General features: G+C 68.3%; 29 protein-coding genes. 14 read left to right on the plus strand and 15 right to left on the minus strand.

The genetic code is table 11. From position 1 onward, the window contains the following. Positions 1–55 precede the first annotated feature (55 nt). Genes ACI7YT_RS19035 through ACI7YT_RS19050 form a run of 4 tightly spaced genes read left to right on the plus strand, consistent with a single transcriptional unit; the run spans position 56 to position 4,095 of the window. On the plus strand, positions 56–778 hold the full coding sequence (locus tag ACI7YT_RS19035) for a response regulator transcription factor (RefSeq protein ID WP_406247862.1): 723 nt from the start codon (positions 56–58) through the stop codon (positions 776–778). Between the two features lies 1 nt (position 779). Continuing rightward, entirely contained in the window at positions 780–1,922 is a 1,143-nt protein-coding gene (locus ACI7YT_RS19040; RefSeq protein ID WP_406247864.1) for a sensor histidine kinase, read from the plus strand. A 35-nt stretch (positions 1,923–1,957) separates the two neighbouring features. Beyond that, positions 1,958–3,145: an MFS transporter gene (locus ACI7YT_RS19045; RefSeq protein ID WP_406247865.1), complete on the plus strand. Its 1,188-nt coding sequence runs from the start codon at positions 1,958–1,960 to the stop codon at positions 3,143–3,145. Positions 3,146–3,177: 32 nt separating this feature from the next. Then, positions 3,178–4,095, plus strand: a complete 918-nt coding sequence (locus ACI7YT_RS19050) for a DUF808 domain-containing protein (RefSeq protein ID WP_406247867.1) — start codon at positions 3,178–3,180, stop codon at positions 4,093–4,095. A gap of 123 nt (positions 4,096–4,218) precedes the next feature. On the opposite strand, the gene msrA is transcribed toward ACI7YT_RS19050, so the two are convergent. Continuing rightward, positions 4,219–4,755: a peptide-methionine (S)-S-oxide reductase MsrA gene (gene msrA, locus ACI7YT_RS19055; protein ID WP_406247869.1), complete on the minus strand. Its 537-nt coding sequence runs from the start codon at positions 4,753–4,755 to the stop codon at positions 4,219–4,221. 139 nt (positions 4,756–4,894) lie between these two features. Here msrA and ACI7YT_RS19060 point away from each other — a divergent pair, with 139 nt between their 5' ends. After that, positions 4,895–5,404, plus strand: coding sequence for a GNAT family N-acetyltransferase (locus tag ACI7YT_RS19060; protein ID WP_406247871.1), 510 nt, complete (start codon positions 4,895–4,897; stop codon positions 5,402–5,404). Positions 5,405–5,411: 7 nt separating this feature from the next. Here ACI7YT_RS19060 and ACI7YT_RS19065 read toward each other — a convergent pair whose 3' ends face one another. Continuing rightward, a complete protein-coding gene (locus ACI7YT_RS19065; RefSeq protein ID WP_406247873.1) occupies positions 5,412–5,909 on the minus strand; it encodes a hypothetical protein in 498 nt (165 codons plus the stop codon). A 76-nt stretch (positions 5,910–5,985) separates the two neighbouring features. Between ACI7YT_RS19065 and ACI7YT_RS19070 the strand changes: the two genes are divergently transcribed. From ACI7YT_RS19070 to ACI7YT_RS19080, 3 genes are all read left to right on the plus strand, one after another. Beyond that, positions 5,986–6,888: a DnaJ domain-containing protein gene (locus tag ACI7YT_RS19070; protein WP_406247875.1), complete on the plus strand. Its 903-nt coding sequence runs from the start codon at positions 5,986–5,988 to the stop codon at positions 6,886–6,888. 93 nt (positions 6,889–6,981) lie between these two features. Continuing rightward, positions 6,982–8,640 carry a SulP family inorganic anion transporter gene (locus ACI7YT_RS19075; protein WP_406247877.1) on the plus strand — a complete coding sequence of 553 codons (1,659 nt, stop codon included), beginning with the start codon at positions 6,982–6,984 and terminating at the stop codon, positions 8,638–8,640. Then, positions 8,640–9,311 carry a GAP family protein gene (locus ACI7YT_RS19080; protein ID WP_406247879.1) on the plus strand — a complete coding sequence of 224 codons (672 nt, stop codon included), beginning with the start codon at positions 8,640–8,642 and terminating at the stop codon, positions 9,309–9,311. The genes ACI7YT_RS19075 and ACI7YT_RS19080 overlap by 1 nt, the downstream gene beginning before the upstream one ends. Before the next feature lie 71 nt (positions 9,312–9,382). On the opposite strand, the gene ACI7YT_RS19085 is transcribed toward ACI7YT_RS19080, so the two are convergent. Next, complete coding sequence (locus ACI7YT_RS19085; RefSeq protein WP_406247881.1) at positions 9,383–9,769, minus strand: SHOCT domain-containing protein; 387 nt, start codon at positions 9,767–9,769, stop codon at positions 9,383–9,385. Positions 9,770–9,876: 107 nt separating this feature from the next. Between ACI7YT_RS19085 and ACI7YT_RS19090 the strand changes: the two genes are divergently transcribed. After that, positions 9,877–10,854 (plus strand): FUSC family protein, encoded by a 978-nt coding sequence (locus ACI7YT_RS19090; protein WP_406247883.1) that lies wholly within the window; start codon positions 9,877–9,879, stop codon positions 10,852–10,854. On the opposite strand, the gene ACI7YT_RS19095 is transcribed toward ACI7YT_RS19090, so the two are convergent. The 7 genes from ACI7YT_RS19095 to ACI7YT_RS19125 form a co-directional block, all read right to left on the minus strand. Next, positions 10,855–11,034, minus strand: coding sequence for a hypothetical protein (locus ACI7YT_RS19095; RefSeq protein ID WP_406247885.1), 180 nt, complete (start codon positions 11,032–11,034; stop codon positions 10,855–10,857). Positions 11,035–11,074: 40 nt separating this feature from the next. Further along, a complete protein-coding gene (locus ACI7YT_RS19100) occupies positions 11,075–11,458 on the minus strand; it encodes a GntR family transcriptional regulator (RefSeq protein ID WP_406247886.1) in 384 nt (127 codons plus the stop codon). Continuing rightward, the gene (locus tag ACI7YT_RS19105) at positions 11,455–12,486 is read right to left on the minus strand and encodes a hypothetical protein (protein ID WP_406247888.1); all 1,032 of its coding nucleotides are present in this window, start codon (positions 12,484–12,486) and stop codon (positions 11,455–11,457) included. Before ACI7YT_RS19105 ends, ACI7YT_RS19100 begins: the two co-directional genes overlap by 4 nt. A gap of 73 nt (positions 12,487–12,559) precedes the next feature. After that, the gene (locus tag ACI7YT_RS19110) at positions 12,560–14,977 is read right to left on the minus strand and encodes a TIM-barrel domain-containing protein (RefSeq protein WP_406247890.1); all 2,418 of its coding nucleotides are present in this window, start codon (positions 14,975–14,977) and stop codon (positions 12,560–12,562) included. A 2-nt stretch (positions 14,978–14,979) separates the two neighbouring features. Then, a complete protein-coding gene (locus ACI7YT_RS19115) occupies positions 14,980–15,795 on the minus strand; it encodes a carbohydrate ABC transporter permease (protein WP_406247891.1) in 816 nt (271 codons plus the stop codon). Next, positions 15,792–16,775: a carbohydrate ABC transporter permease gene (locus ACI7YT_RS19120; RefSeq protein ID WP_406247894.1), complete on the minus strand. Its 984-nt coding sequence runs from the start codon at positions 16,773–16,775 to the stop codon at positions 15,792–15,794. Before ACI7YT_RS19120 ends, ACI7YT_RS19115 begins: the two co-directional genes overlap by 4 nt. A 63-nt stretch (positions 16,776–16,838) precedes the next feature. After that, positions 16,839–18,218 carry an extracellular solute-binding protein gene (locus ACI7YT_RS19125; protein ID WP_406247896.1) on the minus strand — a complete coding sequence of 460 codons (1,380 nt, stop codon included), beginning with the start codon at positions 18,216–18,218 and terminating at the stop codon, positions 16,839–16,841. A gap of 113 nt (positions 18,219–18,331) precedes the next feature. On the opposite strand from ACI7YT_RS19125, the gene ACI7YT_RS19130 reads away from it, so the two are divergent. Both ACI7YT_RS19130 and pnuC read left to right on the plus strand, forming a co-directional pair. Then, entirely contained in the window at positions 18,332–19,342 is a 1,011-nt protein-coding gene (locus ACI7YT_RS19130; protein ID WP_406247898.1) for a LacI family DNA-binding transcriptional regulator, read from the plus strand. Positions 19,343–19,371: 29 nt separating this feature from the next. Further along, positions 19,372–20,088: a nicotinamide riboside transporter PnuC gene (pnuC, locus tag ACI7YT_RS19135; RefSeq protein ID WP_406247900.1), complete on the plus strand. Its 717-nt coding sequence runs from the start codon at positions 19,372–19,374 to the stop codon at positions 20,086–20,088. A 3-nt stretch (positions 20,089–20,091) separates the two neighbouring features. Here pnuC and ACI7YT_RS19140 read toward each other — a convergent pair whose 3' ends face one another. Beyond that, positions 20,092–20,658: a dihydrofolate reductase family protein gene (locus ACI7YT_RS19140; protein ID WP_406247902.1), complete on the minus strand. Its 567-nt coding sequence runs from the start codon at positions 20,656–20,658 to the stop codon at positions 20,092–20,094. A gap of 74 nt (positions 20,659–20,732) precedes the next feature. Then, a complete protein-coding gene (locus tag ACI7YT_RS19145; RefSeq protein ID WP_406247904.1) occupies positions 20,733–21,452 on the minus strand; it encodes a MerR family transcriptional regulator in 720 nt (239 codons plus the stop codon). A gap of 61 nt (positions 21,453–21,513) precedes the next feature. Between ACI7YT_RS19145 and ACI7YT_RS19150 the strand changes: the two genes are divergently transcribed. From ACI7YT_RS19150 to ACI7YT_RS19160, 3 genes are read left to right on the plus strand one after another with little or no spacing between them, the layout of a single operon-like run. Then, positions 21,514–21,960, plus strand: coding sequence for a DUF6194 family protein (locus ACI7YT_RS19150; protein ID WP_406247906.1), 447 nt, complete (start codon positions 21,514–21,516; stop codon positions 21,958–21,960). Then, positions 21,957–22,499, plus strand: coding sequence for a putative immunity protein (locus tag ACI7YT_RS19155; RefSeq protein ID WP_406247908.1), 543 nt, complete (start codon positions 21,957–21,959; stop codon positions 22,497–22,499). Before ACI7YT_RS19150 ends, ACI7YT_RS19155 begins: the two co-directional genes overlap by 4 nt. 9 nt (positions 22,500–22,508) lie before the next feature. After that, positions 22,509–22,736: an RNA-binding S4 domain-containing protein gene (locus ACI7YT_RS19160; RefSeq protein ID WP_406247910.1), complete on the plus strand. Its 228-nt coding sequence runs from the start codon at positions 22,509–22,511 to the stop codon at positions 22,734–22,736. Positions 22,737–22,749: 13 nt separating this feature from the next. Here ACI7YT_RS19160 and ACI7YT_RS19165 read toward each other — a convergent pair whose 3' ends face one another. The 3 genes from ACI7YT_RS19165 to ACI7YT_RS19175 are packed head-to-tail and all read right to left on the minus strand — an operon-like array spanning position 22,750 to position 25,201. Next, positions 22,750–23,487 (minus strand): amino acid ABC transporter ATP-binding protein, encoded by a 738-nt coding sequence (locus ACI7YT_RS19165; protein WP_406247912.1) that lies wholly within the window; start codon positions 23,485–23,487, stop codon positions 22,750–22,752. Beyond that, positions 23,484–24,350 carry an amino acid ABC transporter permease gene (locus tag ACI7YT_RS19170; protein ID WP_406247913.1) on the minus strand — a complete coding sequence of 289 codons (867 nt, stop codon included), beginning with the start codon at positions 24,348–24,350 and terminating at the stop codon, positions 23,484–23,486. The genes ACI7YT_RS19165 and ACI7YT_RS19170 overlap by 4 nt, the downstream gene beginning before the upstream one ends. Then, entirely contained in the window at positions 24,347–25,201 is an 855-nt protein-coding gene (locus ACI7YT_RS19175) for an ABC transporter substrate-binding protein (protein WP_406247915.1), read from the minus strand. Before ACI7YT_RS19175 ends, ACI7YT_RS19170 begins: the two co-directional genes overlap by 4 nt. Between the last annotated feature and the right edge of the window lie 32 nt (positions 25,202–25,233).

The raw sequence follows: 25,233 nt of genomic DNA on the forward strand, positions 1-25,233 counted from the left end.
GGACGCCGGGAGATCTTCGCGCCCGCCGACCGAGCGCCCCGCCTAACCTGGGTGCATGACGTCGACCGCGCCCGCCGAGCCCGCAGGGGACCTCGCCGACCGTCGCGTGCTCATCGTGGAAGACGACCCGATGGTGTGCGAGGTCGCCGAGACGTATCTGCACGCGGCCGGGTTCCTGGTGGACGTCGCGTCCGACGCGTTCTCGGGGCTGGATGCCGCGGCGAAGGGCCGCCCCGACCTGATCGTCCTGGACCGCATGCTGCCGGGGGTCGACGGCGTCGAGGTGTGCCGGCGCATCCGCGAGACATCGCAGGTGCCCATCATCATGCTGACCGCGCTCGGTGCGCCGGAGGACCGCATCGACGGGCTCGAGGCCGGCGCGGACGACTACCTCACCAAGCCGTTCTCCCCACGGGAACTGGTGCTGCGCGTGCAGTCGGTGCTGCGCCGGAGCCTCGCGGCGTTCGCGCCGGAGGCGCCGTTCGACCTCGGCCCGTTCCATCTGGATCCGTCGGCGCGGATCGTGACGGCCTCGGGGACGCCGCTGGAGCTGTCGGCCCGCGAGTTCGACCTGTTCGCTTTCCTGCTCAAGCACCCGCGGCAGACGTTCGACCGCCAGACCCTGCTGCGCACGGTATGGGGATGGGAGTTCGGCGACCTCTCCACGGTGACGGTCACCATGCGCCGGCTGCGGGAGAAGATCGAAGCCGACCCCGGCCATCCGGAGATCCTCGTCACCGTCTGGGGCGTGGGATACCGACTCGATATCGGAGGCTGACATGCCGCTGCCCGACCTCCTCACCATCGTCGGCATGGCCCTGGCGTGCGCGCTCGTCGTCGGCGCGCTGGGCCTGCTCGCGCTGCACCTCCTGCGTCGGCGCCCGCTCATCGCGCAGCTGTTCGTCGTCGTCCTGACCTCGGTGCTGTCGCTGGCCGCCGGGGTGCTCGCCGTGGCGCTCGCGATGTACATCTCGCCGCACGACTTCCTCGTCGTCGTGACCGTCACGATCGTCTCCGCCATCGTCTCGGTCTGCATCGCGCTGCTGCTCGGTCTGCGCATCGCACGAGCGGGCGACGAACTGCGTCGCCTCACGCACGCGATGGGAGACGGAGAGGTCGTCGACCAGCATCCATCAGCATCCCCCAGCGCCGAGTTCGAGGCCCTGGCGACCGAACTCGCCGAGACGAGCCACCGACTCGCGCAGGCCCGCGAGGAGGTGCAGGCCATCGACGCATCACGGCGCGAGCTGGTGGCGTGGATCTCGCACGATCTGCGTTCTCCGCTGAGCGGCCTGCGGGCGATGACCGAGGCGCTCGAGGACGGCCTCGCCGCGGACACTGCGCGGTTCCATCACCAGATGCGGCTGCAGGTCGACCGGCTGACCGCGCTGGTGGACAACCTCTTCGAGCTGTCGAAGATCTCCTCCGGAACGCTCGTGCTCAATCTGGAGCCCCTGTCGCTGCACGATCTCGTCAGCGACGCCGCGGCGGAGCTCGCTGCGGTCGCGCAGGCCAAGAGCATCGTGCTGGTGGAGCGCACCAGTCCCGACCACACGCTGGTCGGGGACCCGCGCGAGCTCTCCCGCGTGGTGTCGAATCTGCTCATGAACGCTCTCGAGCACACGCCGACGGGCGGCGAGGTCCGCATCAGCACGGTGCAGGATGCCGAGGGCGTGACGCTCTCGGTCCACGACTCGGGCTCGGGCATCGCCGAGGAAGATCTGCACCGCATCTTCGATCCGGGCTGGCGCGGCACGCACGCCCGCACGCCGGGAACGGGGATCGCCGGCACCAGCGGCGCAGGGCTGGGACTGGCGATCGTGCGCGGGATCGTGGAGGCGCACCAGGGCCGCATCAGCGCGACGAACGAGCCGACCGGATGCCGATTCGACGTGCGGCTGCCGAGTGGAGTCGAGGGCTGAGTCCCCTGGGGCGACCGCCCCGCTACGCTGGCCCGGTGACGCGCTCCCCCGGCCGGCTGGCCCTCGCACCGCTCTACCTCGCGGGGTTCACCACCGCGTTCGGCGCGCACGGCGTCGCGAGCGTCCTCGGCTCGGAGTCGGATGACATCGGCATGTCCCTGCTCGCGTTCGGGGCGGTCCTCGCGCTGTACGACGTCGCGGAGGTGTTCCTCAAGCCGGTCTTCGGCGTGCTCAGCGACCGGATCGGCGTGAAGCCCGTGATCCTCGGCGGGCTCATCGCGTTCGCCGCAGCATCCGCCGTCGCACTGTTCGTGGCGACGCCGCTGGCCCTGGCGCTCGTCCGGCTGGGTCAGGGCGCCGCCGCATCGGCGTTCTCGCCGTCGTCGTCCGCGGCCGTCGCGCGGCTCGCGGGCGATGAGCTGCTGGGCCGCTACTTCGGCCGGTACGGAGCCTGGAAGAGCATGGGGTACATGCTCGGTCCGATCCTCGGGATCTGGCTCGCGTACGCGTTCGGCCTGCAGGCCGTCTACGGCGCGCTGGTGGTCCTCGCGCTCGTCGCGGCGTCCGCTGTCGCGCTGCGCGTGCCTCACCTGCCGCCTCTTCCGAAGTCCAGGGCGACGGTGCGGGATCTGTTCGCGCAGATCACCGCTCGCTCGTTCCTCATCCCGACGCTCGTGCTCGCCACGAGCACGGCGATCCTCGGCGTCGCAGTCGGCTTCCTGCCGCTGCTGGCCGTGCGGCTCGGACTGCATCCGCTGGTGGGCGCGGTCGCCGTCGCCGTGCTGGCCCTGGCATCCGCGCTCATCCAGCCGCTCGTCGGGAATGCCCGCGACCAGGGTCGGATGCGCACCGGCAGCGGTACGGCCGCCGGTCTGGCGCTGGCCGCTGGCGCGCTGCTCCTGCTCGCCCTCACGCCCGGTGTCGTGTCGCTGTTCGTCGCCGCGGTGGGGATCGGCGTCATGATCGGCGTGGTCACCCCACTCGCCTTCGCGCACCTCGCCGCCTCGACGCCGCCGGATCGGATGGGCCGCACGATGGGCAGCGCCGAACTCGGGCGCGAGTTGGGGGACGCTGCGGGTCCGTTGGTCGTCGGCGGAGTCGCCACGGCCGCCGGGGTCCCCTTCGGCCTCGGCATCCTCGCAGTGCTCACCGCCGGCGTGGGCGCGACGGCCTGGGGGATGCTGAGGCGCACGCCGAGCGAACCAGCCACGCGTCCCCGCTAGAGTGGCACCCGGCATCACACACAGGGGGTCCCATGTCGGTTGGTCTGCTCGCGGTCGTCGACGACATCCTCAGCGCCGCGCTGAAGGCGTCGTCCAAGGCGGCCGGCGTCGTGATCGACGACGCCGCTGTCACGCCGCAGTACGTGCAGGGCATCACGCCCGCGCGCGAGCTGCCGGTGGTCCTGAAGATCGCGCTCGGATCGCTGGTCAACAAGTTCGTGATCATCATCCCGATCGCGCTGCTGCTGACCGCGTTCGCCCCGTGGGTGCTGCCGTATCTGCTCATCATCGGTGGCACGTACCTCTGCTTCGAGGGCTCCGAGAAGGTGCTGGAGTGGTTCGGGTTCCATCACGGCCATGCCGACGAGGGCGCACGCGATGAGAACAAACTCGTGTTCGGCGCCGTCCGCACCGACCTCATCCTCTCCACAGAGATCATGCTCATCTCGCTCGCGAACCTCGAGTCGGGGCTGAGCATCTGGATGACCCTCGGCATCCTCGCCGTGATCGCGCTGCTGATGACGGGCGTCGTCTACGGCGCGGTGGCGCTGCTGGTGAAGATCGACGACATCGGCCTGAAGATGGCGAAGAACTCCGACCGCCGCGTGCGGCACACCGGCACCAGGATCGTGCGCTCGATGCCGGCCGTGTTCCGCGTCATCTCGGTGATCGGCACCGTCGCGATGCTCTGGGTCGGCGGCCACCTGGTGCTGGCGAACCTCGGCGCCGTCGGGCTGGTGGGCATCACCGACTTCGTCCACGGGATCGAGCACCTGCTCGAGCCGCTCGGCGGATTCGTGGTCTGGTTCGGCGACACCCTGATGTCGGCCATCGCGGGTCTGGTCCTCGGACTCGTGATCGTCGGAATCGTGCTGCTGATCGGTCGGATGCTGGGCAAGGAGCCGAGCTTCACCGAGGGCGGGGAGTCCCCCGCCGACGTGCACGCCTGACGCCGCGGCCGCCCGGCGGAGGCGACGGATCACGGATGCCGTGACGATTCACGGACGTATCCGGTGAATCGATCCGTGAATCGTCACCGGGTCCGTGAATCGTCACGGTCCGATCCTCGTGGGTCAGACGTTCGCGCGCCGCGGCAGCACCCAACCGGCCCGTGGAAAGTGACAGGTGTACCCGTTGGGGATGCGCTGCAGGTAGTCCTGGTGCTCGGGCTCGGCCTCCCAGAACGGGCCCTCGGGCTCGATCGTGGTGACGGCCCTGCCCGGCCACAGCCCCGACGCGTCGACGTCGGCGATCGTGTCGCGGGCGACCTGCTCCTGCTCGGGCGAGAGCGGGAAGATCGTCGACCGGTAGCTGGATCCGATGTCGTTGCCCTGGCGGTTCAGCGTCGACGGATCGTGGATCTGGAAGAAGAACGCCAGGATGTCGCGGTAGGTCGTCTTCGTCGGGTCGAACACGATCTCGACCGCCTCGGCGTGACCGGGGTGGTTGCGATAGGTCGCGTGGTCGTTCTCGCCGCCGGTGTATCCGACGCGGGTGTCGAGGACGCCGGGCTGACGGCGGATGAGGTCTTCCATGCCCCAGAAGCAGCCGCCGGCGAGGACGGCGGTCTCGGTTCCGGGCGTACGGGTGATGGCTCCGGTGTCGGTCATGAGTGGCACTCCTTCTCTGACGCTGCTCTGATGTGAGGTGCGTCTGTAGAGGACAACGACGAACGCAGCGATTTTGGTCCCGAGTCGTCCCTGTTCCAGGGTACGCGCGCTGACCACCCATCCTGCTAGCGTCAACGACGTGCACATCAGGGATGCCGAGGCCGCCGACCTCACCACGATCACCGAGATCCACAACGAGGCCGTCGTGAACACCACGGCCGTCTGGGACGAGCAGACCGTCGACGTCGCCGACCGCGCGGCCTGGCTGGCCGATCGCACCGATCATGGCTTCCCGGTGCTCGTCGCCGTCGATGATTCCGGAGTCCTCGGATACGCGACGTTCGGTCCGTGGCGCGCCCGCAGCGGGTACCGCCATACGGTCGAGCTCTCCGTCTACGTGCATCCCGACCGTCAGGGCCGCGGCATCGGCAACGACCTCATGGCGGCGCTGATCGACCGCGCACGCGAGCACGGCGTGCACGTGATGATCGCCGCGATCGAGAGCCGCAACGCCGGCTCGATACGCCTGCACGAGAAGCACGGATTCGTGCAGACGGGCCTGCTGCCTCAGGTCGGCACGAAGTTCGGCGGCTGGCTCGATCTCGCGTTCCTGCAGCTCATCCTGGACGAGCGCACAGCCCCGGCCTGAGCGCGACCTACTGCGCCGGCAGGCAGCCGCCGTCCATGATGATCCCGCCCACTTCGATGATGACCTCCTCCGGGGTCACCGCACCGAAGACGCAGCCGCCCTCGGGACCGGCGACGCCGAACAGGACGTCCCCGGCGCCGGATCGGAGCTGAGGCTGAGGCAGCCCGGCATCCGTGATCACCTGCTCGACGGTCTCGGCCGAGATGGTTCCGGACACGCGGATCTCCTCCAGCCCCGCCCGCACGGGCTCGACGAACTCCTGCGCCGCCGCGGTCGCGTCCTCCGACAGCTCCATTCGCTGGCGGTACCGGTCGTTCTGCGCCATCGCCGCATCCGGGTCGTACGGCGCGCATTCGGGCGGAAGCTCCGCACCCTCCACCTGCGGGCATGCGGCGGTGGGCGTCGGCGTCGGCGTGCCCTCGGCACCGGGCGCACCGGCGCCCGCGCATCCGACCAGCGCCGCCAGCACGACGAGACAACCCACGACACCGATCCTGCGAGACATGCGCCCTCCCCCTCGGCGCCGTCCGGCGCGTCGCCTCATGCAAGCACACGCGCTCACGGATCGATAGCCTGAACCGGTGTTCGACAGCCCTCTCTCAGCGTCGGCGTACGAGGTGCTCGGCGTCGCCCCCGACGTGGACGACGACGGGTTGCGCCGCGCCTATCGGCTGCGCCTGCGCGAGACCCACCCCGACACCGGAGGGGATGCCGCGGCCTTCATCCAGGTCCAGCACGCGTGGGAGCTGATCGGCACAGCCGACGCTCGCCGCGCCTACGACCGCGGACACGACGACGGAGATCGGCTGCAGTGGGGCGGACGGATGACCGGCGCGAGAGCCGGGACCCGCCCGAAGACGGCATCCTACGGCCGCGCCGGCTCCTGGCGTCGCGAGCGCTATCTGTCCCTCGTCCGGGAGTGGGCGGAGGGCGAGGTCGCGGATCCGTACTCGCCGGCTTTCGTCCGCTCGACGCCGTGGAGCCTGCGCCGCCTGCTGGCGGATGCTCTCGCCGAGGAGGACACGGCTCGGGCGATGGAGGACCTCGGCATCGGCTTCACCGTCTGGCACGCCGTCGCCACCGGTCCCGGCGATGAGACCCTGGACCATGTCGTGCTGAGCCCGACCGGTCTGTACGGTCTGGTCTCGGAGGACTTCGGTGGACCGGTGGGATTCCGCCGCGACGAGATCACGGGTCCTGAGGCCGGAGATCGGATGCCGATCCGCGAACTGCTCTCCCGGATGCGGGCCGTCGCGCGCTCCGCGCGGGTGCGTTTCGGCGGAGCGATCGTCGTGCTGCCGGATGACGACGTCGTCCAGCCCGTCACGCAGCTCGGGGTCGTCGGGAACGTCCCCGTGATCGCGGTGCGGCGCAGCGCCCTGCGCACGGTCCTGCGCGCCGGGGTCCCTGGTGCGCGCATCGTCGGCGGGAACGAGCTCTTCGACGTGCGCACGCGTCTGAAGCAGACCGTGCGGACGCGCTGATCCTCATCCTTCCCGCGTGATCTTCCGGCCCGGCGCTGGCCGCGGAGTGCACGACAGTGCCAATGTGGGTCAGGACGTACGAGAGGAACCACGATGCAGCGCCCTTTGGCCGGCCTCACTTCGAAGAATCTGGCTTCCGAGCTGACCGCCGGCGTCACGCTCCTCGCGATCGCGATCCCGCTGAACATCGGGTACGCGCAGATCGCCGGCCTCCCGCCGACCGCCGGCCTGTACGCGCTGATCGTGCCGACCATCATCTATGCGCTGGTCGTCTCGTCCCGCCAGGTGGTGGCGTCGCCGGATGCCGCGGCCGCCGCCCTGGTCGCCTCATCGGTCGGCGGGCTCGCCGCCGCCGGCAGCGCCGACTACGCCACGCTCGCCATGGCGCAGGCGATCATCTGCGGCATCATGTTCATCCTGCTCGCGGTGTTCAAGCTCGGCTTCCTCGCCAATTTCCTCTCCAAGCCGATCCTCGTCGGCTTCGTGGGGGGTCTGGCGCTGGACATCATGGTCAGCCAGGTCGCCAAGATGCTCGGCGTGAAGATCGAATCCGGTGGTGAGTTCGTCGAGAAGGTCACTGGCCTGATCACCGGTCTCGGCACGATCAACGGCTGGTCGGTCCTGATCTCGGTGGTCTCGGTGGCGGTCCTGATCTTCGGCCGCGTCTACCTGCGGGCCGTGCCGTGGGCGCTCGTCGTACTGGTGCTCGCGACCGTCGTCGTCGTCACCGCCGGCCTCGACCAGAAGGGCGTCGCCGTGCTGGGCGAGGTCCCGGCCGGCGCGCCGGCGCTCACGTGGCCGATGCTGGACTGGGTGACGTGGGCGGCGCTGATCCCGTCCGCGCTTGCGTTGACGCTCGTCACCACCGCCGAGGGATTGCTCGTGTCACGCTCGTATTCCGAGAAGCACGGCTACCCGTTCCGCGCGAATCGCGATCTGATGGCGTTCGGCTTCGCGAACATCGCCGCGGGCGCGCAGGGCAGCTTCTCGGTCGGATCGTCCACCTCTCGCACCGCCGCGATGGACCAGGCCGGTTCCCGCACCCAGCTGCCCTCCCTCGTCCTCGCGGTCGGCACGCTGCTGCTGCTCCTGTTCGGCACCGAGCTGCTGGCCGACATCCCCTCCCCCGTGATCGGCGCGATCGTGGGTGTCGCGGTCATCCCGCTGCTCGGTATCCGGGAGTTCATCGACTTGTGGAAGGCCGACCGCTTCGAGTTCATCATCGGCGCGATCTGCTTCCTCGTGACGCTGTTCGTCGGCTCGATCCCCGGCATCCTCGTGGCCTTCGTGCTCGCGCTGATCAACATCGCCAAGCGCGCGGCCAGCCCGGCCATCGACGTCCTGGAGTCGTCCGGCGATCCGGGCGAGTCCCTGCTCGAGGACGCACCGGCAGGGACCGTCACGGCCCCGGGTGTCATCGTCGTCCGCATGGCGGCACCCCTGTTCTTCGCGAACGGCGCTGTCTTCACCACCGCCGTCAAGGACGCCGTCACCGCAGCGGGCGACGGCCAGGTCGAGCATGTCGTCGTCGACATGGAGGCCGTCACCGACATCGATGTGACCGGTGCCGAGTCCTTCGCCGCACTGAAGACCTGGCTGGCCGAACAGAGCATCACGCTCGGCTTCAGCCGGGTGCGTCCCAAGACGCAGCAACGGCTCACCCGCCTGGAGCTGCTCACCGACGAGAAGCTCTACGCCACCAACCGCGCCGCGATCATCGATCTCACCGGCACTGAACCAAAGGACAGCTGATGAATGCCGTCATCGGGGAGCTCCTCCCCCTCGCACTCGGAGTCGCGATCAGTCCGATCCCGATCATCGCCGCGATCCTCATGCTGCTCTCGCCCAAGGCGCGAGTGACGAGTGTGGGGTTCCTGCTCGGCTGGCTGATCGGCATCATCCTCGCCGTCACCGTGTTCACCCTGCTGTCCTCGATCCTCCCCGAGAGCGACGAGGACACCTCGCAGCCGATCAAGGGCATCATCCAGCTCATCCTGGGTGCACTGCTGTTCCTGCTGGCGCTGAAGCAGTGGCGCGGTCGACCCAAGGAGGGCGAGGAGCCGAAGCTGCCCGGATGGATGCAGGCGATCGACAAGGTCTCGTTCCTCGGCGCCTTCGGGCTCGGTTTCCTGCTCTCCGCCCTCAACCCGAAGAATCTCATCATGGCGGCTGGCGCCGGCACCGACATCGGAGCAGCCGAGCTGTCCTCCGGTTCGATCATCGGCGTGATCGCGATCTACACGCTGATCGCAGCATCCACCGTCCTGATCCCCGTGGTCGGCTACCTGATCGCCGCCGACAAGCTCAGCGGCGCGCTGGATGCTCTGCGCACCTGGCTGACCAAGGAGAACGCGGTCATCATGGCCGTGCTGCTGCTCGTGATCGGCTTCTCGATGGTCGGCAAAGGCATCGGCAGCTTCTGAGTTCAGCCCGTGGCAACGAGAAGGGGGACGATCCGAATCGGATCGTCCCCCTGTCCGTGAAGTTCAGCGGATCAGCTGAGTGCCTTGGCCTTGAGCTGCGCGAAGTCCTCTGCCGTGATGGCGCCGGAGTCCAGCAGCGCCTTCGCCTTGGCGATCTCCTCGGACGGGCTCGAGCCCGCGACCTGCTGGATGTACGAATCGGTGGCCTGCCTGACCTGCTGCGCTTCGACGGCGCTGCGATCGGCCATGCCCTTGCCGCGCGCGATCAGGTAGACCAGCGCGGTGAGGAACGGCACGAAGATCAGGAAGAGCACCCAGATCGCCTTCAGCCAGCCGTTCAGCTTCCTGTCGCGGAAGAGGTCGCCGATGATGGCGAACAGCGCGAACAGGTAGGCGATGAAGGCGAATGCCCAGACGAACCACCAGATGATGTCCCAGAACGATGTCCAGAAGTTCATGATGAACCTTTCGGTTGTGCTCCCCCGCGGAAACTGTGCGGATGCTGAGAACGCTATCGTTCCCACGGGGTCCGCGTCCACGGTCGTCTCCGTGTATAACGGGTGTCATGCACGTGCCCGCAGCACTGACGTGGCAGTGGTCGCGCTTCGCGCTCGGTGTGGTGTTCGCGCTCCCCGGCATCCTCGTGGCTCCGTTCTCGCCGACCGCGGGACTCGCCCTGGCCATCGGCGTCCTGCCGGCTGCCGCGTTCGGTCTGCCGGCCCGGCGCAGCCGACGCGCGATCCTCCCGATCGTCGGAGTGCTCAGCGCCCTGGGTCTTCTGCTGGGTTCGACGCTGACCCGCGTCCCCGCGATCGCCGTCGTGTCGCTCTTCATCCTTTCGGTCGCCGCCAGCCTCAGTACGCGGTGGGGCCGCCTCGGGCAGCTGATGCTCGCGCTGGTGCTGCCGCTGGTGGGCATGGGATTGAGCTTCCCCGAGCTGTCCACGACCTGGGTGATGGCGGCGTGCATCGTCGCGGGGTCCGTCTACGCCTGGCTGGTCTCGCTGCTGTGGCCGGAGCGCGATGAGCATCTGCCGCCGACGCCTCCGACGACGCGGGGCGCCGATCTCATCGGCTACGGCATCCTGCTCGGTCTGGCGAGCGCCATCGCGGCATCCATCGGGTACGTCCTCGATCTCGAGCACGTCGGGTGGGCGACCGGGACCGTCCTGCTCGTCATGCGGCCGGCGCGCGGCCAGGTCATCCTGCGCAGCGTCGGACGAGCCGCGTCGGTCTTCCTCGGCGCAGCGGCTGCGCTTGTCTTCGCCTTGTTCGAACCGGGCGGGGCGCTGATCGGGCTCCTGATCGCCCTCGCGATCGGCGCCATGAGCGCCATGCAGGAGAGCCGCTGGTACGTCGCACCGGCCTTCACCACCCTGGTGGTGCTCACCCTGATCCTGTCGACGTCCACGGCATCACCGGGCGCCCGCTTCGTGGAACGGACCATCGAGACGCTGCTGGGCGTCGGCCTGGCTCTGGTCTTCGGCGCGGCGGTGCCGTCCCTGATCGCGCTGCTGCGGGCGCAGATCGCACGCTCGCGATGATCAGTCGTCGCTCTTGCTGAACGCGTTGCGCAGCACGAGGAACACGACCAGTGCGACGACGGCCACGATCGCGAGCTTCGCGATGAACCACAGCACCGAGAACAGCAGACCGACCAGCCACCAGGCGATCACCACTGCGACGATGACGCCGAGGACGGTCCAGATCGTGTTCTTGGTCATGCCTCCAGCTTACGGAGTCCCCCGTACCGACCGGCCCGCGTCAAAGCGGGACGCCCCCGGCCTCCGCCTGCCAGACCACGCGCAGCACGTTGAGGACATCGTCGCGATCCGCGCCGGTCGCGCCGGCCTCGTCCACCAGCTCGCGGATCCGGCGGATCACCGAGCCGGGCAGCACCGCCGCCGATGCGGCGACGCGGGTTCCCGCGGCCGTTCGACTCACCACGAGGCCGTCCTGCTCGAGCATCTTGTACGCCTTGGCCGCGGTCCCCGGAGCGACGCCGAGATCGGCGGCGGTCTGCCGCACCGTCGGCAGGCGCTCGTCGGCACCGAGCTGCCCCGAGAGGATGAGCCCGCGGAGCTGGCGATAGATCGCGATCGTCGGACTCGCCTCGTCCGACGTCGACACGAGAGGCTGGACGGTCATCGGAGCGCCTCGACGCCGAGCGGCCGCACCGCCGGAGCGCCGGACTGGACGGATCGGGGAACCCCGGCGACGACGAGCAGAAGGACCACGAAGGCCGCGATCTCGAGAAGCGGCGCCAGCCATCCGAGAAGCATCGCCAGTTCGGCGTATCGCCACGTCGCTTCATAGGCGCCGCCGTTCTGCCCCTCGATGACGACGTCCGTGATCGTCCCTGCGCCGGCGACCAGTCGCCACGCGCCCGCGAGGGCGAGCAGCATCCCTGCCGAGGCGACTCCGACGATCCCCGAGGCGACTCCCCGGCGCCCTTCGCGCTCCGCGACGACGGCCTCCGGACGGAGATACGGACGTGCGGCATTGGCGTGCAGCGCCGCCCAGGCGACCGCCACCAGCGCAGCCAGGCACAGCAGCACCGGCACGCCGTAGGTCCACCCGTAGAACCACGGGCGGAGCGGGTCGACTCCTGGCTCGTTGGCGATCGGAATCTCCAGCCACACGTACCAGCCACGGCTGTTCGCGGACGACGCGAGGCCAGCGATGACGGTGGTCGCCAGCAGGACGAGCGCCAGGATGCCGGCGCCGACGATCCCCCACCGCGGACCGAAGCTGCGCCACGTGCGTCGGGCCACAGGCGGAACCGGAACCTCGGACGGCGCCGTGCCGCGAGTGAGGACGAGAGCGAGCAGGACGCCGAGCCCGAGGGCCGCCACGAGCAGCGGGGTGGCGTACCGCCACCAGGCGACGGCGTCGACGAGATCGAGCACATATCCGCTGAGCACGTGTTCGCCCACGAACAGGACGATCACCGCGAGTGCGGCGATCGACAGCGTTCGCCGCTCCGGCAGGTACCTCCGCCGCAGCGACCGGCGCACGTCGTCCGACAGTTCGGTCGGCGCCGCGTCCTCACGGGGTCGCGTCAGGATGATCAGGATGCCGGCGGCGAGAAGCCCTGCGAGCAGCAGCGAGAACAGCGGTGTCGAGAACGCCGCCGCGACCAGGTCCAGCGGACCGAATGCGGTCAAGTCCGGCATAAGTGCCTCCGATCAAAGTTGTGTCATATGTATATCACAACTTGTATCAAGGCCAAGGAACAATATTGTCGAGTCACCAGGCGGTGACCGCAGCGAGCTGTTCTGTCAGCGCATCTCGGAGCTCCTCGGGCAGCTCCATCGCCGCGATGGCGTCCGTCGCTGCATGCTCCGTGATGGCGTTCCAGGCCAGCCGCTTGGTCTCGTAGCCGATCCCGGCGTGCTGCAGCTGCGCGAAGACCCGGTCCGGATCGAACGGCGCCGATCGCTGCGCACCGATGATGCGCAGCGCGAAGCCGTCGTCGAGACCCACGTTCCCGAGGTCGACGCCGAGGCCCGCCGGTGCGAGCGCCTCCGGATCGGCCGCCAGCACCCGTGAGGACAGCATCCGTTCGTCCCCGAGCGAGACGGATTCGGCGCCTGCGATGCCCGGGATCCGCACGGTAACGTGCCGGGCGCGCAGGGGCGCGCCGGAATGCGTCGCCACCAGCGTGATGTCCGCACGTCCGTCCGCGCGCACCTCGAGCGTCTGCGCGAACGTCACGATCCCTGGCGCCGGGTCGGCCGAGCCGTCGTCCTCCACCAGAGTCGAGGCAGCGGTCCCGGGGATCACCAGAAGCTCCAGGTGCTCCGGCGCGTCGGCCGCATGAGACATGGGGTCCGCATCGAGGGGGACGACGGCACCGGAGCGCGCGAGCACCGGATACTCCTCGAGCGAGCGCGTCAGCAGCACCTCGCGCGAGCCGCGATAGCGCAGTCCGGTGATGAGGTCGACCCACTCGCCTTCGGGCAGCCACGCCCTCGCCGTCGCGAGCAGCGCGGACGTCTCGCGCGGCGCCGTGATCGGCACCACCATGAGGTGCTCGCCGAGCAGGTACTGGTCGGGATGCCGGTACGCACCGCCCGCGCGCGGAGCATCGTGATACAGCGGGCGCACGACGCTCACATGGTCGCGGTGGGCCGCCCACGCCGCGGTGTAGAGCATCGGGATCAGCCGGTGCCGCAGTCGCAGATACCGGCGCATGATCGTCGCGGCCGGCTCTCCGTACGCCCACGGCTCCTTCGAGCTGAACGGATTGGTCGACGAGTGCAGCCTGTTGATCGGCGACAGCACGCCGAACTGCAGCCAGCGGACGGCGAGTTCGACGTCATGGACGCCGTGCATGTGTCCGCCGATGTCATGGCTCCACCACGTGTACCCCGCGTTCGCCGCCGTCGCGGTGAACGCCGGCTGGAACGCGAGCGATGCCCAACTGACGATCGTGTCGCCCGAGAACCCCACGGGATATCGATGTCCGCCGCGCTCGGTGTAGCGCGAGAACGTCAGCGGCCGGCGTCCGTGCCGGGCCGAGGCGTGGAAGTGCGTGTGGTTCAGCATCCAGAGCGGATCCAGGCCGGGAAGGTGCGAATGCTCGCCGGACTGCCAGTCGATCCACCAGAAGTCGACACCCTGATCCTCGAGCGGCCCGAGCACGTGCTCCTGGTAGGCGTCCATGAAGCGGCGGGAGGACACGTCGAAGTCGATCGGCGTTCCGTTCGACGGGTCGATCCCCATCGTCTCGGCGACCGCCGGGTACGACGACTCGTGGCGACGGATCCCGTCGGCGGGATGCAGATTGAGCGTGACCGCGAGCCCTCGGTCGTGCAGTTCTGCGAGGAACCGCTCCGGATCCGGGAACAACTCGCTGTTCCAGGTGTACCCGGTCCAGCCGGTCCCGATCGCCGGATCGACATCCACGAGGTGCCAGTCCATGTCGATCACGGCGACGGACAGCGGGATGCCGTCGTCGTGGAACCGCGTCATCAGCGCGAGGTACGCGGGCTCGTCGTACGCCCAGTACCTGCTCCACCAGTTGCCCAGGGCGAACCGCGGCACGAGGGGGATGGGACCCGTGAGCTCGTGGAAGGTGCGCAGGGCCGCGGTGTAGTCGCGACCGTATCCGAAGAAGTAGAAGTCCTGACCCGTGCTGTCGCGCGGGCGGATCCACCCGTCCTCACCGAGCAGCAGCGAATCGGAGTCGTCGAGCACGCCGAAGCCGAAGGTCGACAGGATCCCCGGAGGGACCTCGATCGCCCCGTCGATCTCGTCGAGCGTTCGCACCGTGCTGCCGAGGTTGCCGCGCAGCGGCAGGGTCTGCGGATACACCTGTCCCGGCCGCCACGTCGTATAGTGCACGTCGGTGGCTCCGGCCAACAGGGTGATCGAGAGTCCGGCGGTGCTCGGCATCCGCTCGTCGTAACGCAGGCGAAGACTGTCGGTGGTGATCTCGATGCCGTGCTCGGTGCGCGCGACCCGGAACGCCGGGACCGGGAACGTGCGGTTCATCACCTGCTGGGTCTTCTCGTCCGCGAAGCGCTCCTGCGGATCCCACTCGACTCGGATCAGACGGTCCGTCAGGACGGAGATCCGGTAGCCGGTACCGGTGACGGTCGCACCATCAGCGGCCGGCGCCGGCGCTCCGTCCGACAGCGAGATCTTCGTGTGCTCCGGCATCCTCAACCCTTCAGCGCTGCGCTCGCAGCCCCGGCGATGAACCGGCGCTGGAACACGATGTAGACGATCATCACCGGCACGATCGCCAGTGTCGTGGCGGCGAACAACCCGCCGTAATCCGTGCCGTACTGCCCTCTGAAGGTGGTGAGCCCGACGGCGAGCACCTGCTTCTCCTCGGACGAGATCATCAGATACGGCCAGAGGTAGTCCTCCCAGACCCAGAGGAAGATGAAGATCGACAGTGCCGAGATGGCGTTGACGCTCATGGGCGCGACGATGCGGTGGAAGATGAACCACTCCGACGCTCCGTCGATGCGGGCGGCCTCGAGGATCTCATCGGGCACGGCATCCATGCTCTGTCGCATCATGAAGATGCCGAACGCGCTGATGACGGCGGGGATGATGATGGACGCGTAGCTGTCGGTGAGTCCCACCTCGCGGAACATCGTGTACCGGGGGATGATGACGACGGCCCAGGTGACCATCATGGTCGACAGGATCACCGCGAACAGCGGACCGCGGCCACGGAAGCGGTACTTCGAGAACACGAAGCCGCCCACGAGGCTGGTGTAGACCGACAGTGCCGTGATCGTCACGGACAGGAACACGCTGTTGAAGAACAACCGGAGGAAGTCGAGCTTCGTCTGGATCGAGATGAAGTTCTCGATCGTCCACTCCTTCGGGAGGAAGGTCTGGTCGAATCCGACGATCTCGGCGTTGGACTTGAACGCCGAAAGGATCATCCAGAAGAACGGCAGGACGATGATCAGGCCGACCACCAGCAGCATCGCGTTCAAGGCGAGCACGCGCGCCTTCATGAGGCCCTCCCTTCGGAGCGCTTGGCGAACCGTCGACGCCGAGGGGCGTCGAGCGCGGACTGATTCATCCGCCAGGACGCCGCGGTCAGGACGGCGGTGATGATCAGCAGCACGAAAGCGATGGCGGAGGCGTATCCGAAGTCGTACTTCACGAACGCCTGGTCGTAGATCATGAAGGAGATGAGCTGCGTCGAGGTGCCTGGGCCGCCGTTGGTCATCACCAGCACCTGGACGAACGCCTGCAGGTAGCCGATCATCGAGGTGATGACGATGAAGAAGAGCATGGGCCGCAGCAGCGGCAGGATCACGTGCCAGAATCTGCGCCACGCGTTCGCGCCGTCGACGGATGCCGCCTCGAGCACATCCTCCGGGATCGCGTAGAGACCCGCGAGGAAGAGGATGACGGCGAATCCGAAGTCCTTCCAGATCGTCATGATCACGATCGCGAGCAGCGAGTAGCGCTGATCGAACAGCCAGTTGATGTCGAGGCCGAACAGCGTGTTGATGGCGCCGAACTGCGGGTTGTACATGAGTGTCCACAGGAACGCGACGGCCACCAGCGGCATCACGGTCGGCAGGTAGAAGATCGTGCGGAAGAAGGTCCGCCACCGGCTGAGCTTCGAGAACAGCGCGTAGGCGATCGCGAGCCCGAGCACGACACGGCCGACGATGGCCAGGATGCCGAAGATCAGCGTGTTGCCGGATGCTCGCCAGAAGGTCGCGTCCGCGAAAAGCTCGGCGTAGTTGTCGATGCCGGTGAAGTCGAAGGTGCCGTTGAGCGGGTTCCAGTCATGGAAGCTGCCGACGAAGGCGATGCCGATCGGGATCAGCAGGAGCACGACGAGAGAAGCCATGATGATGCCGACGGTGAGGTTGCGCAGCCAGAGCTCGCTGGCTGGTCTGCGGATGCGGCGCGTGGCCTGTGTGACCGGGGCGGATGGCTCCGAGGCGATCGAGCGCGTGGGTGTCTTCAGGGTCATTGCGGGTGTCGCTCCCGGCCGCCTGAGCGGCCGGGAGCGCTCCTTCCTGCGAGAGTGCTCGGCTCAGTCGGCGGCGTAGAAGGCGTAGAGGCTCTCCGCCGCGGTGAAGTCCTTGCCATCGAGATCCTTCTCGATCGTCTTCTGGGCCGCGGCGAGCGCGTCCTCGGGAGCGACGCCGTTGAAGAGGATCTCCTCCCACATGGTGGCGGTCGACGTCTCGAAGGTGGCCGGCACGGGGCCCGGCCAGATGTAGCGCTCGATGTCGCCGAACGCGGCGAGCGCCGGGTCGTCCGCGAACGCCGGGTCCTCGGCGATCGGCTTGTACGCCGGGAAGATGCTGAAGCTCAGCGCGAGCTCCTTCATCGACTCCTCATCAGTCAGGTAGTAGCGCAGGAAGTCCTGGGCCACCTCCTTCTCGGCATGCGTTCCGTTCGCGTTGATGCCGAACGTCGACTCGCCGTTGTAGCGGTCGAAGGCATACGGGGTCTCCCCGGCATCCGGCACCGGCGTCTGGAACGCACTCCACTTCAGATCCGGGTAGTCATTGCGCAGCGTGCCCGAGAACCAGCCCCATGCGTAGGTCATGGCCGACAGGCCCTGGCCGAAGCTCTCGGTTCCCGAGGCGCCGAAGTTCGCGTCGCCCGAGCCGTCGGCGTAGATGTCCAGGAAGCGGTTGATGACCTCGAGGTTGGCCTCGTTGTCGACGGTGGGGGTGCTGCCGTCCTCGGCGAACAGGTTCTGTCCGAGCTGGTAGGCCATGCCCATCTGCATCGCCTGCCCCCCGCCGTTGAAGTTGAACCCGGCCTGGCGCAGCTCATCGCCGTCGCGGATCGTGAGCTTCTGGGAGACCTCGCGGAACTCGTCCCACGTGGTGGGGATGTCGGCTTCGGTGAGCCCCGCGGCCGCCCACATGTCGGTGTTGTAGTAGATCGATCCGCTCATGAGGCCGAGGTCGATGTAGTACGTCTCGCCGTCGATGACGTGGGCTGCCGCACCGGTGTAGTCGGCTTCGAGATCGGCCGCGTCGATGTCGTACGGCTCCATCTTGGAGATGAGGTTGTCGTGCTGCGAGTTGTGGACGTTGAAGATCGCCGGTCCCCCGTCGGACTGCAGCTCGAGCGGGAGCTTGGTCCAGTAGTCCTCCCACGGCTGGTTCACGACCTTGATCGTGACGTTCGGGTGGATCTCGCTGTAGGCGTCGGCGATGGCCTGGAACTGCTCGATGTTGCTCCAGGCCCACCACTCCAGTTCGATGGGCTTGCCGTCGTTGACCAGCGTGTTGGGGTCGTATGTCAGGTTGACGCCGGCGACGGGCAGCCCCTTGTCGGCTTCGGTGTCCTCGACGCCACCGGCATCGCTCGTGCACGCCGTCAACGACACGGCGATCGCTGCGGCTGCGCCGATCGCCGCAGCGCGGCTGACTCGCCTGCTTGCTCGGAACATGGAGACTCCTTTGTCTGGTTTACCGGTATACGTGTACCGGTAAACTATGATGCAACAGCGAGGCGCGTTCCGTCAAGAGGCGGCATGATGTGTGGTGACGAGGGGACGACGACATGGTGACGATCGCAGACATCGCGCGTGTGTGCGGGGTGTCGAAGATGACCGTCTCCAACGTGCTCAACGCGCGGGACGGCCGCGTTTCGGCGGCGACCAGGAAGCGGGTGCTCGAGGCTGCAGCCGAACTGAATTACCAGCCCAGTGCGGCAGCACGGTCACTGTCGGTGGCGCGCAGCGAGATCATCTCGCTGGTGTACTACGCCGCCGCCGAAGGGGACCTCGGCCTGTCCAATCCTCACGATGCGATGCTGCTCGGCGAGATCGAGCGCCATGTCAGCGCCGCAGGCAAGCACCTGATGATCCACGCCGCGACGGATGCCGCCGACACCGCCCGCCGGCTGCGGTCCTGGAACGTCGACGGCGCCGTATTCCTCGGCGTGCTGGCGGACGAGGTCGAGCAGCTACGTCTTCACCAGGATGTGCCGATGGTCTTCATCGACGCCTATACGGATGCCGAGGTCGCGACGGTCGGGATCGACGACGCGCAGGGCAGCTACGCGGCGACGCGTCACCTTCTCGACGCGGGCCACCGCGAGATCGCGTTCGTCGGCCCTGGTGCCTCGAGCGCCGGCGTCATCAATGCGCGCTTCACCGGGTTCGCACGGGCTCTCGCCGAAGAGGGCATGTCCGCCGATCCTCAGCGGGTGATCGCGAATCTCACCTTCGCGGATGCGGATGCCGCCGCGGAGGATCTGCTCGGCCGCACGCCGCGCTTCACCGCAGCGGTCGTCACCGCCGACATCCTCGCGATCGGACTGATCAAGGCCTTCGCGCGTCGTGGCATCCGAGTGCCCGAAGACTTCTCCCTGGTCGGCTTCGACGACCTGCCGATCGCGGAGATGGTCACGCCGTCGCTGAGCACCGTGCGCCAGGACATCGCCGAGAAGGCGCGAGCAGCCGTCGAGCTGCTGATGGACCAGCTCGACGGTCGACGCGATCCGCGACGCATCATCCTCGACCCGCAGCTGCTGGTACGGGATTCCGTGGCTCCGCCGGCGCACGGATAGATCCGTCCCGCCCTGAGAGACTTGAGCCGATGGAATTCCTGCGCTGGCTCGTCGACGTCTTCTCGTCGCAGTGGGTGCTGCCCGGCGGGCAGACGCTGCTCGTCCGAGAAGTGATCGGCAACGCGTTCGGCCTCGCCAGCGCGCTCGGTGGCATGCGCCGCAAGGTCTGGGCCTGGCCCGTCGGCATCGTCGGCAACCTGCTCCTGCTCACCGTCTTCCTCGCCTCGATCCTCGACCCAGCGCACTCCCTGCCGGCGCTGCTCGGCCAGGCCGGGCGCCAGATCATGTTCATCGCGGTCGCGATCTACGGCTGGATCCGCTGGCGGCGCGCGGCGGATGAAGGCGGCCAGGTGACCCCGCGCTGGGCATCCAACGGAACCCGCGTCGGCCTCGTCGTCATCCTCGTCGTCGGAACCGTGGCCCTGACGCCCGTCTTCCGCGCGCTCGGCTCGTGGGAACCGGTCTGGGCGGATGCCTGGACTTTCGTCGGGTCGCTCCTGGCGACCTACGGCATGGCGAAGGGCTGGACCGAGTTCTGGCTGATCTGGATCGCCGTCGACGTCGTCGGCGTGCCGCTGCTGTTCAGCTCGGGCTACTACGCGACCGGATTCATGTACGTCTTCTACGGCGCGTTCACGGCGATCGGATTCGTGGTCTGGTGTCGCGCGCAGGCGAACGCGAAACCGCAGATCGAGACGATCCTGCCGGATCCGACGGTCCACCGCACGGATGCCGCGGACGGCTGAGGCTCAGCCGAGCGGCGGACTCTGGAGCACCGTCGGCACGTACTCGAGCAGTTGGATGCTCTGATCGAAGGTGCGCGCCTCGACGAGGTCGAGTCGGACGTCCGGGTATCCGTCGAAGATGCGATCGCGGCCGGTCGCCCCGGTGATGACGGGGAACACGCCGACGCGGTAGCGATCGACGAGTCCGGCGGCGAGCAGCGACCGGCAGAGCGCCACGCTGCCGAGGGTGCGCAGCGGTCGATCCGATTCCGTCTTGAGCCGGTGGACGTACTCCACGGCATCCGTGGGGACCAGCGTCGTGTTCGCCCACGCCAGCGGCTCCGCCAGAGAGGACGAGAAGACGAACTTCTGGATGCCGTCGAGCATGTCCGTCCCGGGTTCGCCACCCGAGGCCAGCTCGGACATCAGCCGGTAGGTCGTCGCCCCCATGAGAAGCGGGTCGTCCTTCTCGGGCGAGCTCTCGAGCCACGCGAGGTATTCGGGTCCCTCCATGCCCCAGAATCCGGGCCATCCCTCGGCGGCGCCGTAACCGTCCAGGGAGCAGATGAAATCGATCGTCAGGGTCTGCATCGTCATCTCCTTCGGTCTCATGCAGGAGCCTAGGCCGGTCGGATGCCGCGCGGAACCCGTTCTCGCTCGGCCCATCACGCGGATCGAGCGGTGAGGAGCGCATGCAGGTCGCTCGCGGCGGCGAGCAGGCTGAGACTCCGCGCGGTGAGCGCGGAGAGCCGTTCGTCGAGGAGTTCTCCGGCGTGGGCGGTGAGGCCGTGCTCACGCAGCTGCACGAGCACCTGGCGGATCCGCGGGATCGGATAGCCGCCCTCCCGCAACGAGGCGACGATCCTGGCCTCCGCGATGCTGCGGTCGCCGTACTGCCGCGCACCGGTGTGCTGATGACGCCTCGGTCCGACGAGGTCCGCGTCCTCCCAGTGCCGCAACGCGGACGCGCGTACCCCCAGCGCCTGCGCCAACTCACCCACGGTCATGACGTCGCGCTCGTCGAAGTCGGTCTCCGGCTCGGAGAGCACCGCATCGAGCCCCCGGCGGGCGCTTCGCACTCGCGCGCGTTCGGCATCGAGTGCCGCATGGAGGCCGTCGATGCGCTCGGCGGCGTCGTCGAGGCTCCCGTTCAGCAACCGCGGCATGATGCGCCGCGCCGGGACGGGACCGATCGCCGCCGCGAGGGAACGATAGGCGCATGCGGCGGTGACATGCACCGATCGATAGCAGCGGTAACCGTTCGCGCCGCGATCGGCCACAGGAATCGCGCCCAGCCGTTCGAGATCGCGGATCTGCTGCGTCGAATAGCCGGCGATCCGGCCGACTTCAGCGGTCGTGAATGTCGGCTCTTGAGGGTTTGACATGGATCCTCTCGTGTTCTCGGGTGTGAACTCCACATAAGCACATGAAGGGAATCATCGAAGCATGCAGATGCACGAGATCATCAGTCACGTCCGTTCGCTGGAGGGCGTTCTCGTCGTCGAGCCCGACGAGAACGGGCCGTATCCGCGGCTGGCCTGGGGCGACGCGTTCTTCTACTACGCGCCCGATGGGGTGATGCCCGAGCGCACTCAGCCCTACGGAACGATCGTCACGAAGGACTACCCCGACGACACGGCAAGTCGCCTGGATGCGCCCGACCGCTTCCGCGTCAACATCCACGCAGGGCGGGAGCGGGTGGCGTCGCTGGCCGCTCCGGATGCCGGCCCCGCCGAGCCCGATGCGTTCGCCTTGCATCCCGTGTACGGCGCCGCCGGGTGGATCTCGGTCGTGAATCCCGGAGTGCGCACAGCCGAAACCGTCCTCCTGATGCTCGACGAAGCGCATGATGCCGCGCGCACCAGGGCGTCACGTCGACGGGGCACGGCATGAGTTCGCCGCAGGCGCTGGCCGAGTCGGACAGGCGCGCGGTGGCCGCATGGGCGGCCGCCTGCGCCGAACGCGTGCTCCCGGTGTTCGAGACCGAGGCACCGGCCGACGGACGACCGCGTGATGCGATCGCCCGCGCCCTCGCCTTCGCCCGTGGTGAGCTCACGGCTGCGGAGGAGATCCGGCGCCGCTTCGTCGCGGGTCGCGCCGCCGAGGTCGTGCACGGGCCGGCTGCCGTCGCCGCCGCCCGTGCCGCCGCGCAAGCGGCCGGTGTCGCACACATGGGCGCTCATGCGCTGGGGGCTGCCGCGTACGCCGTGCGCGCGGCGGATCTCGCCGCACCCGATGATCCGGATGCCGTGGCGCACGAGATCCAGTGGCAGCTCTCGATCATGACCGACGATGTGCGCGCGGCTCTTCGGCACCTGCCGCGCGTCGGCGAGAACACCGCGGGACCGCTCGGCCCTGGCCTTCTGGGAACCGGCGCGCTCGGCGAGATCATCGCGACGATCCAGGATGGGCTGGACGCGGATCTCCTCTAGCATTCAAGGATGGCCACCACAGACCCGATCGAAGACGTGCCCATCGGCGGAGACATGATCCGCCTCGGACAGTTCCTCAAGTTCGCCGGGCTCCTGGACTCCGGCGGGAACGCCAAAGAGGTCATCATCGACGGCTACGTCGCGGTGAACGGCGAGGTCGATCGCCGTCGTGGGCGCCAGTTGCACGACGGCGATCTGGTGACGTTCGAAGGACGCACGGTCCGCGTACGGCCCTGAGCCGCCCCCGGCGTCAGTGCTGCACGCGCGCCAGGAACTCCACGGTCGCCGGATGCTGCGGTGCATCGAAGATCTGCTCGGGCGTCCCCTGCTCGATCAGTTCGCCGTCGGAGAGGAACACGACGCGATCGGCGACCTCGCGCGCGAACGACATCTCGTGCGTCGCCATCACGATCGTGGTGCCGCGTCGCTTGAGCTCGCGGACGAGATCGAGCACCTCGCCGACCAGCTGCGGGTCGAGGGCGCTCGTGATCTCATCGAGCAGCAGCACCTCGGGGCGCGTCAGGATGGCGCGCACGATCGCGACGCGCTGCTGCTGACCGCCCGAGAGACGATCCGGGTACTCACCGGCCTTGTCGCCCAGTCCGAGAGTCTCGAGCAGCTCGCGCCCGCGGGCGAAGGCCTCCGACTTCGGCATCCGATGGACGCGGCGCGCGGCGAGCGTGACGTTATCGAGCACGGTGAGGTGCGGGAAGAGGTTGAAGTGCTGGAAGACGACGCCGATCCGAGCGCGTGCGGCATCGGCATCCACCCGCGGGTCCGTGATGTCGTCACCTGCGAGGAAGATCTGGCCGTCGTCGACGCGCTCGATGAGGTTCATCGTCTTCAGCAGCGTGGATTTTCCGGAGCCCGATGCGCCGATGAGGACCACGACCTCGTGCGTGCCGACCGCGAGGTCGACTCCGCGCAGGACGTCGTGGTCGCCGAAGCGCTTGCGCACGCCGCGGGCCTCGATGACGGGAACGGTCATACGACGCCTCCGGCCTGCTCGCGCTTGTTCAGTCGTGCCGCGAGTCCATCGGTGAGCCGGATCATCGGCCAGCTCAGGATGATGAAGAAGAGGCCGGCGACGACGTACGGGGTGTAGTTGTAGGTGTCGGCCACCTGCAGCTGCGCCGCGCGCACGGCATCGATCACACCGAGCACCGAGATGAGCCCGACATCCTTCTGCATCGACACGAAATCGTTCATCAATGCCGGGACGACCTTGCGGATCCCCTGCGGGATGACGACGATCCGCAGGGTCTGCGCGTGGCTGAGCCCCAGCGACCGGGCGGCCACGCGCTGCGACGGGTGCACGGCCTCCATGCCGGCGCGCAGCACCTCCGCCACGTACGCCGAGTACGTGACGATGATCGCGATCGTTCCCCAGAATGCCGGGGGCATACGAGGGAAGATCATCAGCGCCGGGATGCCGTAGCCGATGATGTACAGCACGATCAGCAGCGGGACGCCGCGGAAGAGGTCGGTGTACCCGGCCGCCAGAGCGCGCACGGGGAAGAACACCGGTCCCCGAAGCGTCCGCAACGTGGCGAGCAGCGTTCCGAAGATCGCCACGCCGACAGCGGCGATCACCAGCACGAGCAGGTTGACCAGGAGACCCTGGAAGATCGGGCCGATGCTGTCCAGCGCGACCTTCGGGTTGAAGAACATCTCGCGGACAGCGACCCAGCCCGGGGTGTTCGCGACGACGACGACCACCGCGACGGCGACGACGACGCTGCTGATGAAGGCGATCAGCACCGACTTCGTCGTCGCACGTTTACGCAGCCGACGGCGCGACAGCTCGAGTTCACTCGGCTGCCACGGCGCGTCGACGGCGTTCTGCGTCATTTCAGGACGGGGACGTCGACGGCGTCGCTCAGCCACTCCTGCTGCAGTTCGTCCAGCGTCCCGTCCTCGCGCAGCGCGTCGACGGCAGCCGTGACGTCCTCCGTGAGCGCGGAGCCCTTGGGCAGCACGATGCCGAAGTCGTCGCCGCCGTCCGCATCCGCGAACTGTCCGGTGACGACACCGTCGTCCAACTGTGCGCCCACGACGTAGAACGCACCGGGGAGGTCTGTGATCATGGCGTCGATCTGACCGCTCTTGAGCGCGAGCACGACATCGTCGACCGAGTTGAAGACGCTGAGGTTCGCGTCGCCGAGCTGCTCCTTCGCGACCGTGTAGCTCGTCGTGCTGCTGGCGACGCCGACCTTGGCCTCCTTGAGCTCGTCGATCGTCGTCGACGATGCCGCCGGCGAGGATCCGACCGCGACGACCGCCTGGGCAGTCGTGTAGTACGGCGACGAGAAGTCGACCGCGTTCTTGCGCTCGTCGGTGATCGAGAACTGCTGGATGTTGAGGTCCCAGTCCTTGGGGCCCGGCGCGATGGCTCCGTCGAAGGTGGTGCGCACCCAGACGATGTCATCTGCGGAGTAACCGAGCTCATCGGCGACCTCGGCGGCGACAGCGGCCTCGAAGCCCTTGCCGTTGGCGGGGTCGTCATCGACGAACCAGGGCTCGTAGTTCGGCTCACCCGTGGCGATGGTGAGCTTGCCCTCGGTGACGGTCTGCAGGCCTTCGGAAGACGTGCCCTCCTGACCGGCGGACTCGGATGCCGGGGCGCAGGCCGAGAGGGAGACGGCGGCTGCGACGCCGACGGCGACGATGGCGGCACGACGGAAGATGGGCGCGAGAGGCACGGCGACTCCAGGGAAGAAGATTCGGGTTCGCC

The sequence above is a fragment of the Microbacterium sp. M genome (assembly GCF_045181065.1).
Taxonomy (GTDB): Bacteria; Actinomycetota; Actinomycetes; order Actinomycetales; family Microbacteriaceae; genus Microbacterium.

Coding starts and splice junctions, on each gene's coding strand:
- ACI7YT_RS19035 (WP_406247862.1), top strand. CDS start 56: ATGACGTCGACCGCGCCCGCCGAGCCCGCAGGGGACCTCGCCGACCGT.
- ACI7YT_RS19040 (WP_406247864.1), top strand. CDS start 780: ATGCCGCTGCCCGACCTCCTCACCATCGTCGGCATGGCCCTGGCGTGC.
- ACI7YT_RS19050 (WP_406247867.1), top strand. CDS start 3,178: ATGTCGGTTGGTCTGCTCGCGGTCGTCGACGACATCCTCAGCGCCGCG.
- msrA (WP_406247869.1), bottom strand. CDS start 4,755: ATGACCGACACCGGAGCCATCACCCGTACGCCCGGAACCGAGACCGCC.
- ACI7YT_RS19065 (WP_406247873.1), bottom strand. CDS start 5,909: ATGTCTCGCAGGATCGGTGTCGTGGGTTGTCTCGTCGTGCTGGCGGCG.
- ACI7YT_RS19075 (WP_406247877.1), top strand. CDS start 6,982: ATGCAGCGCCCTTTGGCCGGCCTCACTTCGAAGAATCTGGCTTCCGAG.
- ACI7YT_RS19080 (WP_406247879.1), top strand. CDS start 8,640: ATGAATGCCGTCATCGGGGAGCTCCTCCCCCTCGCACTCGGAGTCGCG.
- ACI7YT_RS19085 (WP_406247881.1), bottom strand. CDS start 9,769: ATGAACTTCTGGACATCGTTCTGGGACATCATCTGGTGGTTCGTCTGG.
- ACI7YT_RS19090 (WP_406247883.1), top strand. CDS start 9,877: ATGCACGTGCCCGCAGCACTGACGTGGCAGTGGTCGCGCTTCGCGCTC.
- ACI7YT_RS19095 (WP_406247885.1), bottom strand. CDS start 11,034: ATGACCAAGAACACGATCTGGACCGTCCTCGGCGTCATCGTCGCAGTG.
- ACI7YT_RS19100 (WP_406247886.1), bottom strand. CDS start 11,458: ATGACCGTCCAGCCTCTCGTGTCGACGTCGGACGAGGCGAGTCCGACG.
- ACI7YT_RS19105 (WP_406247888.1), bottom strand. CDS start 12,486: ATGCCGGACTTGACCGCATTCGGTCCGCTGGACCTGGTCGCGGCGGCG.
- ACI7YT_RS19110 (WP_406247890.1), bottom strand. CDS start 14,977: ATGCCGGAGCACACGAAGATCTCGCTGTCGGACGGAGCGCCGGCGCCG.
- ACI7YT_RS19115 (WP_406247891.1), bottom strand. CDS start 15,795: ATGAAGGCGCGCGTGCTCGCCTTGAACGCGATGCTGCTGGTGGTCGGC.
- ACI7YT_RS19120 (WP_406247894.1), bottom strand. CDS start 16,775: ATGACCCTGAAGACACCCACGCGCTCGATCGCCTCGGAGCCATCCGCC.
- ACI7YT_RS19125 (WP_406247896.1), bottom strand. CDS start 18,218: ATGTTCCGAGCAAGCAGGCGAGTCAGCCGCGCTGCGGCGATCGGCGCA.
- ACI7YT_RS19130 (WP_406247898.1), top strand. CDS start 18,332: ATGGTGACGATCGCAGACATCGCGCGTGTGTGCGGGGTGTCGAAGATG.
- pnuC (WP_406247900.1), top strand. CDS start 19,372: ATGGAATTCCTGCGCTGGCTCGTCGACGTCTTCTCGTCGCAGTGGGTG.
- ACI7YT_RS19140 (WP_406247902.1), bottom strand. CDS start 20,658: ATGCAGACCCTGACGATCGATTTCATCTGCTCCCTGGACGGTTACGGC.
- ACI7YT_RS19145 (WP_406247904.1), bottom strand. CDS start 21,452: ATGTCAAACCCTCAAGAGCCGACATTCACGACCGCTGAAGTCGGCCGG.
- ACI7YT_RS19150 (WP_406247906.1), top strand. CDS start 21,514: ATGCAGATGCACGAGATCATCAGTCACGTCCGTTCGCTGGAGGGCGTT.
- ACI7YT_RS19155 (WP_406247908.1), top strand. CDS start 21,957: ATGAGTTCGCCGCAGGCGCTGGCCGAGTCGGACAGGCGCGCGGTGGCC.
- ACI7YT_RS19160 (WP_406247910.1), top strand. CDS start 22,509: ATGGCCACCACAGACCCGATCGAAGACGTGCCCATCGGCGGAGACATG.
- ACI7YT_RS19165 (WP_406247912.1), bottom strand. CDS start 23,487: ATGACCGTTCCCGTCATCGAGGCCCGCGGCGTGCGCAAGCGCTTCGGC.
- ACI7YT_RS19170 (WP_406247913.1), bottom strand. CDS start 24,350: ATGACGCAGAACGCCGTCGACGCGCCGTGGCAGCCGAGTGAACTCGAG.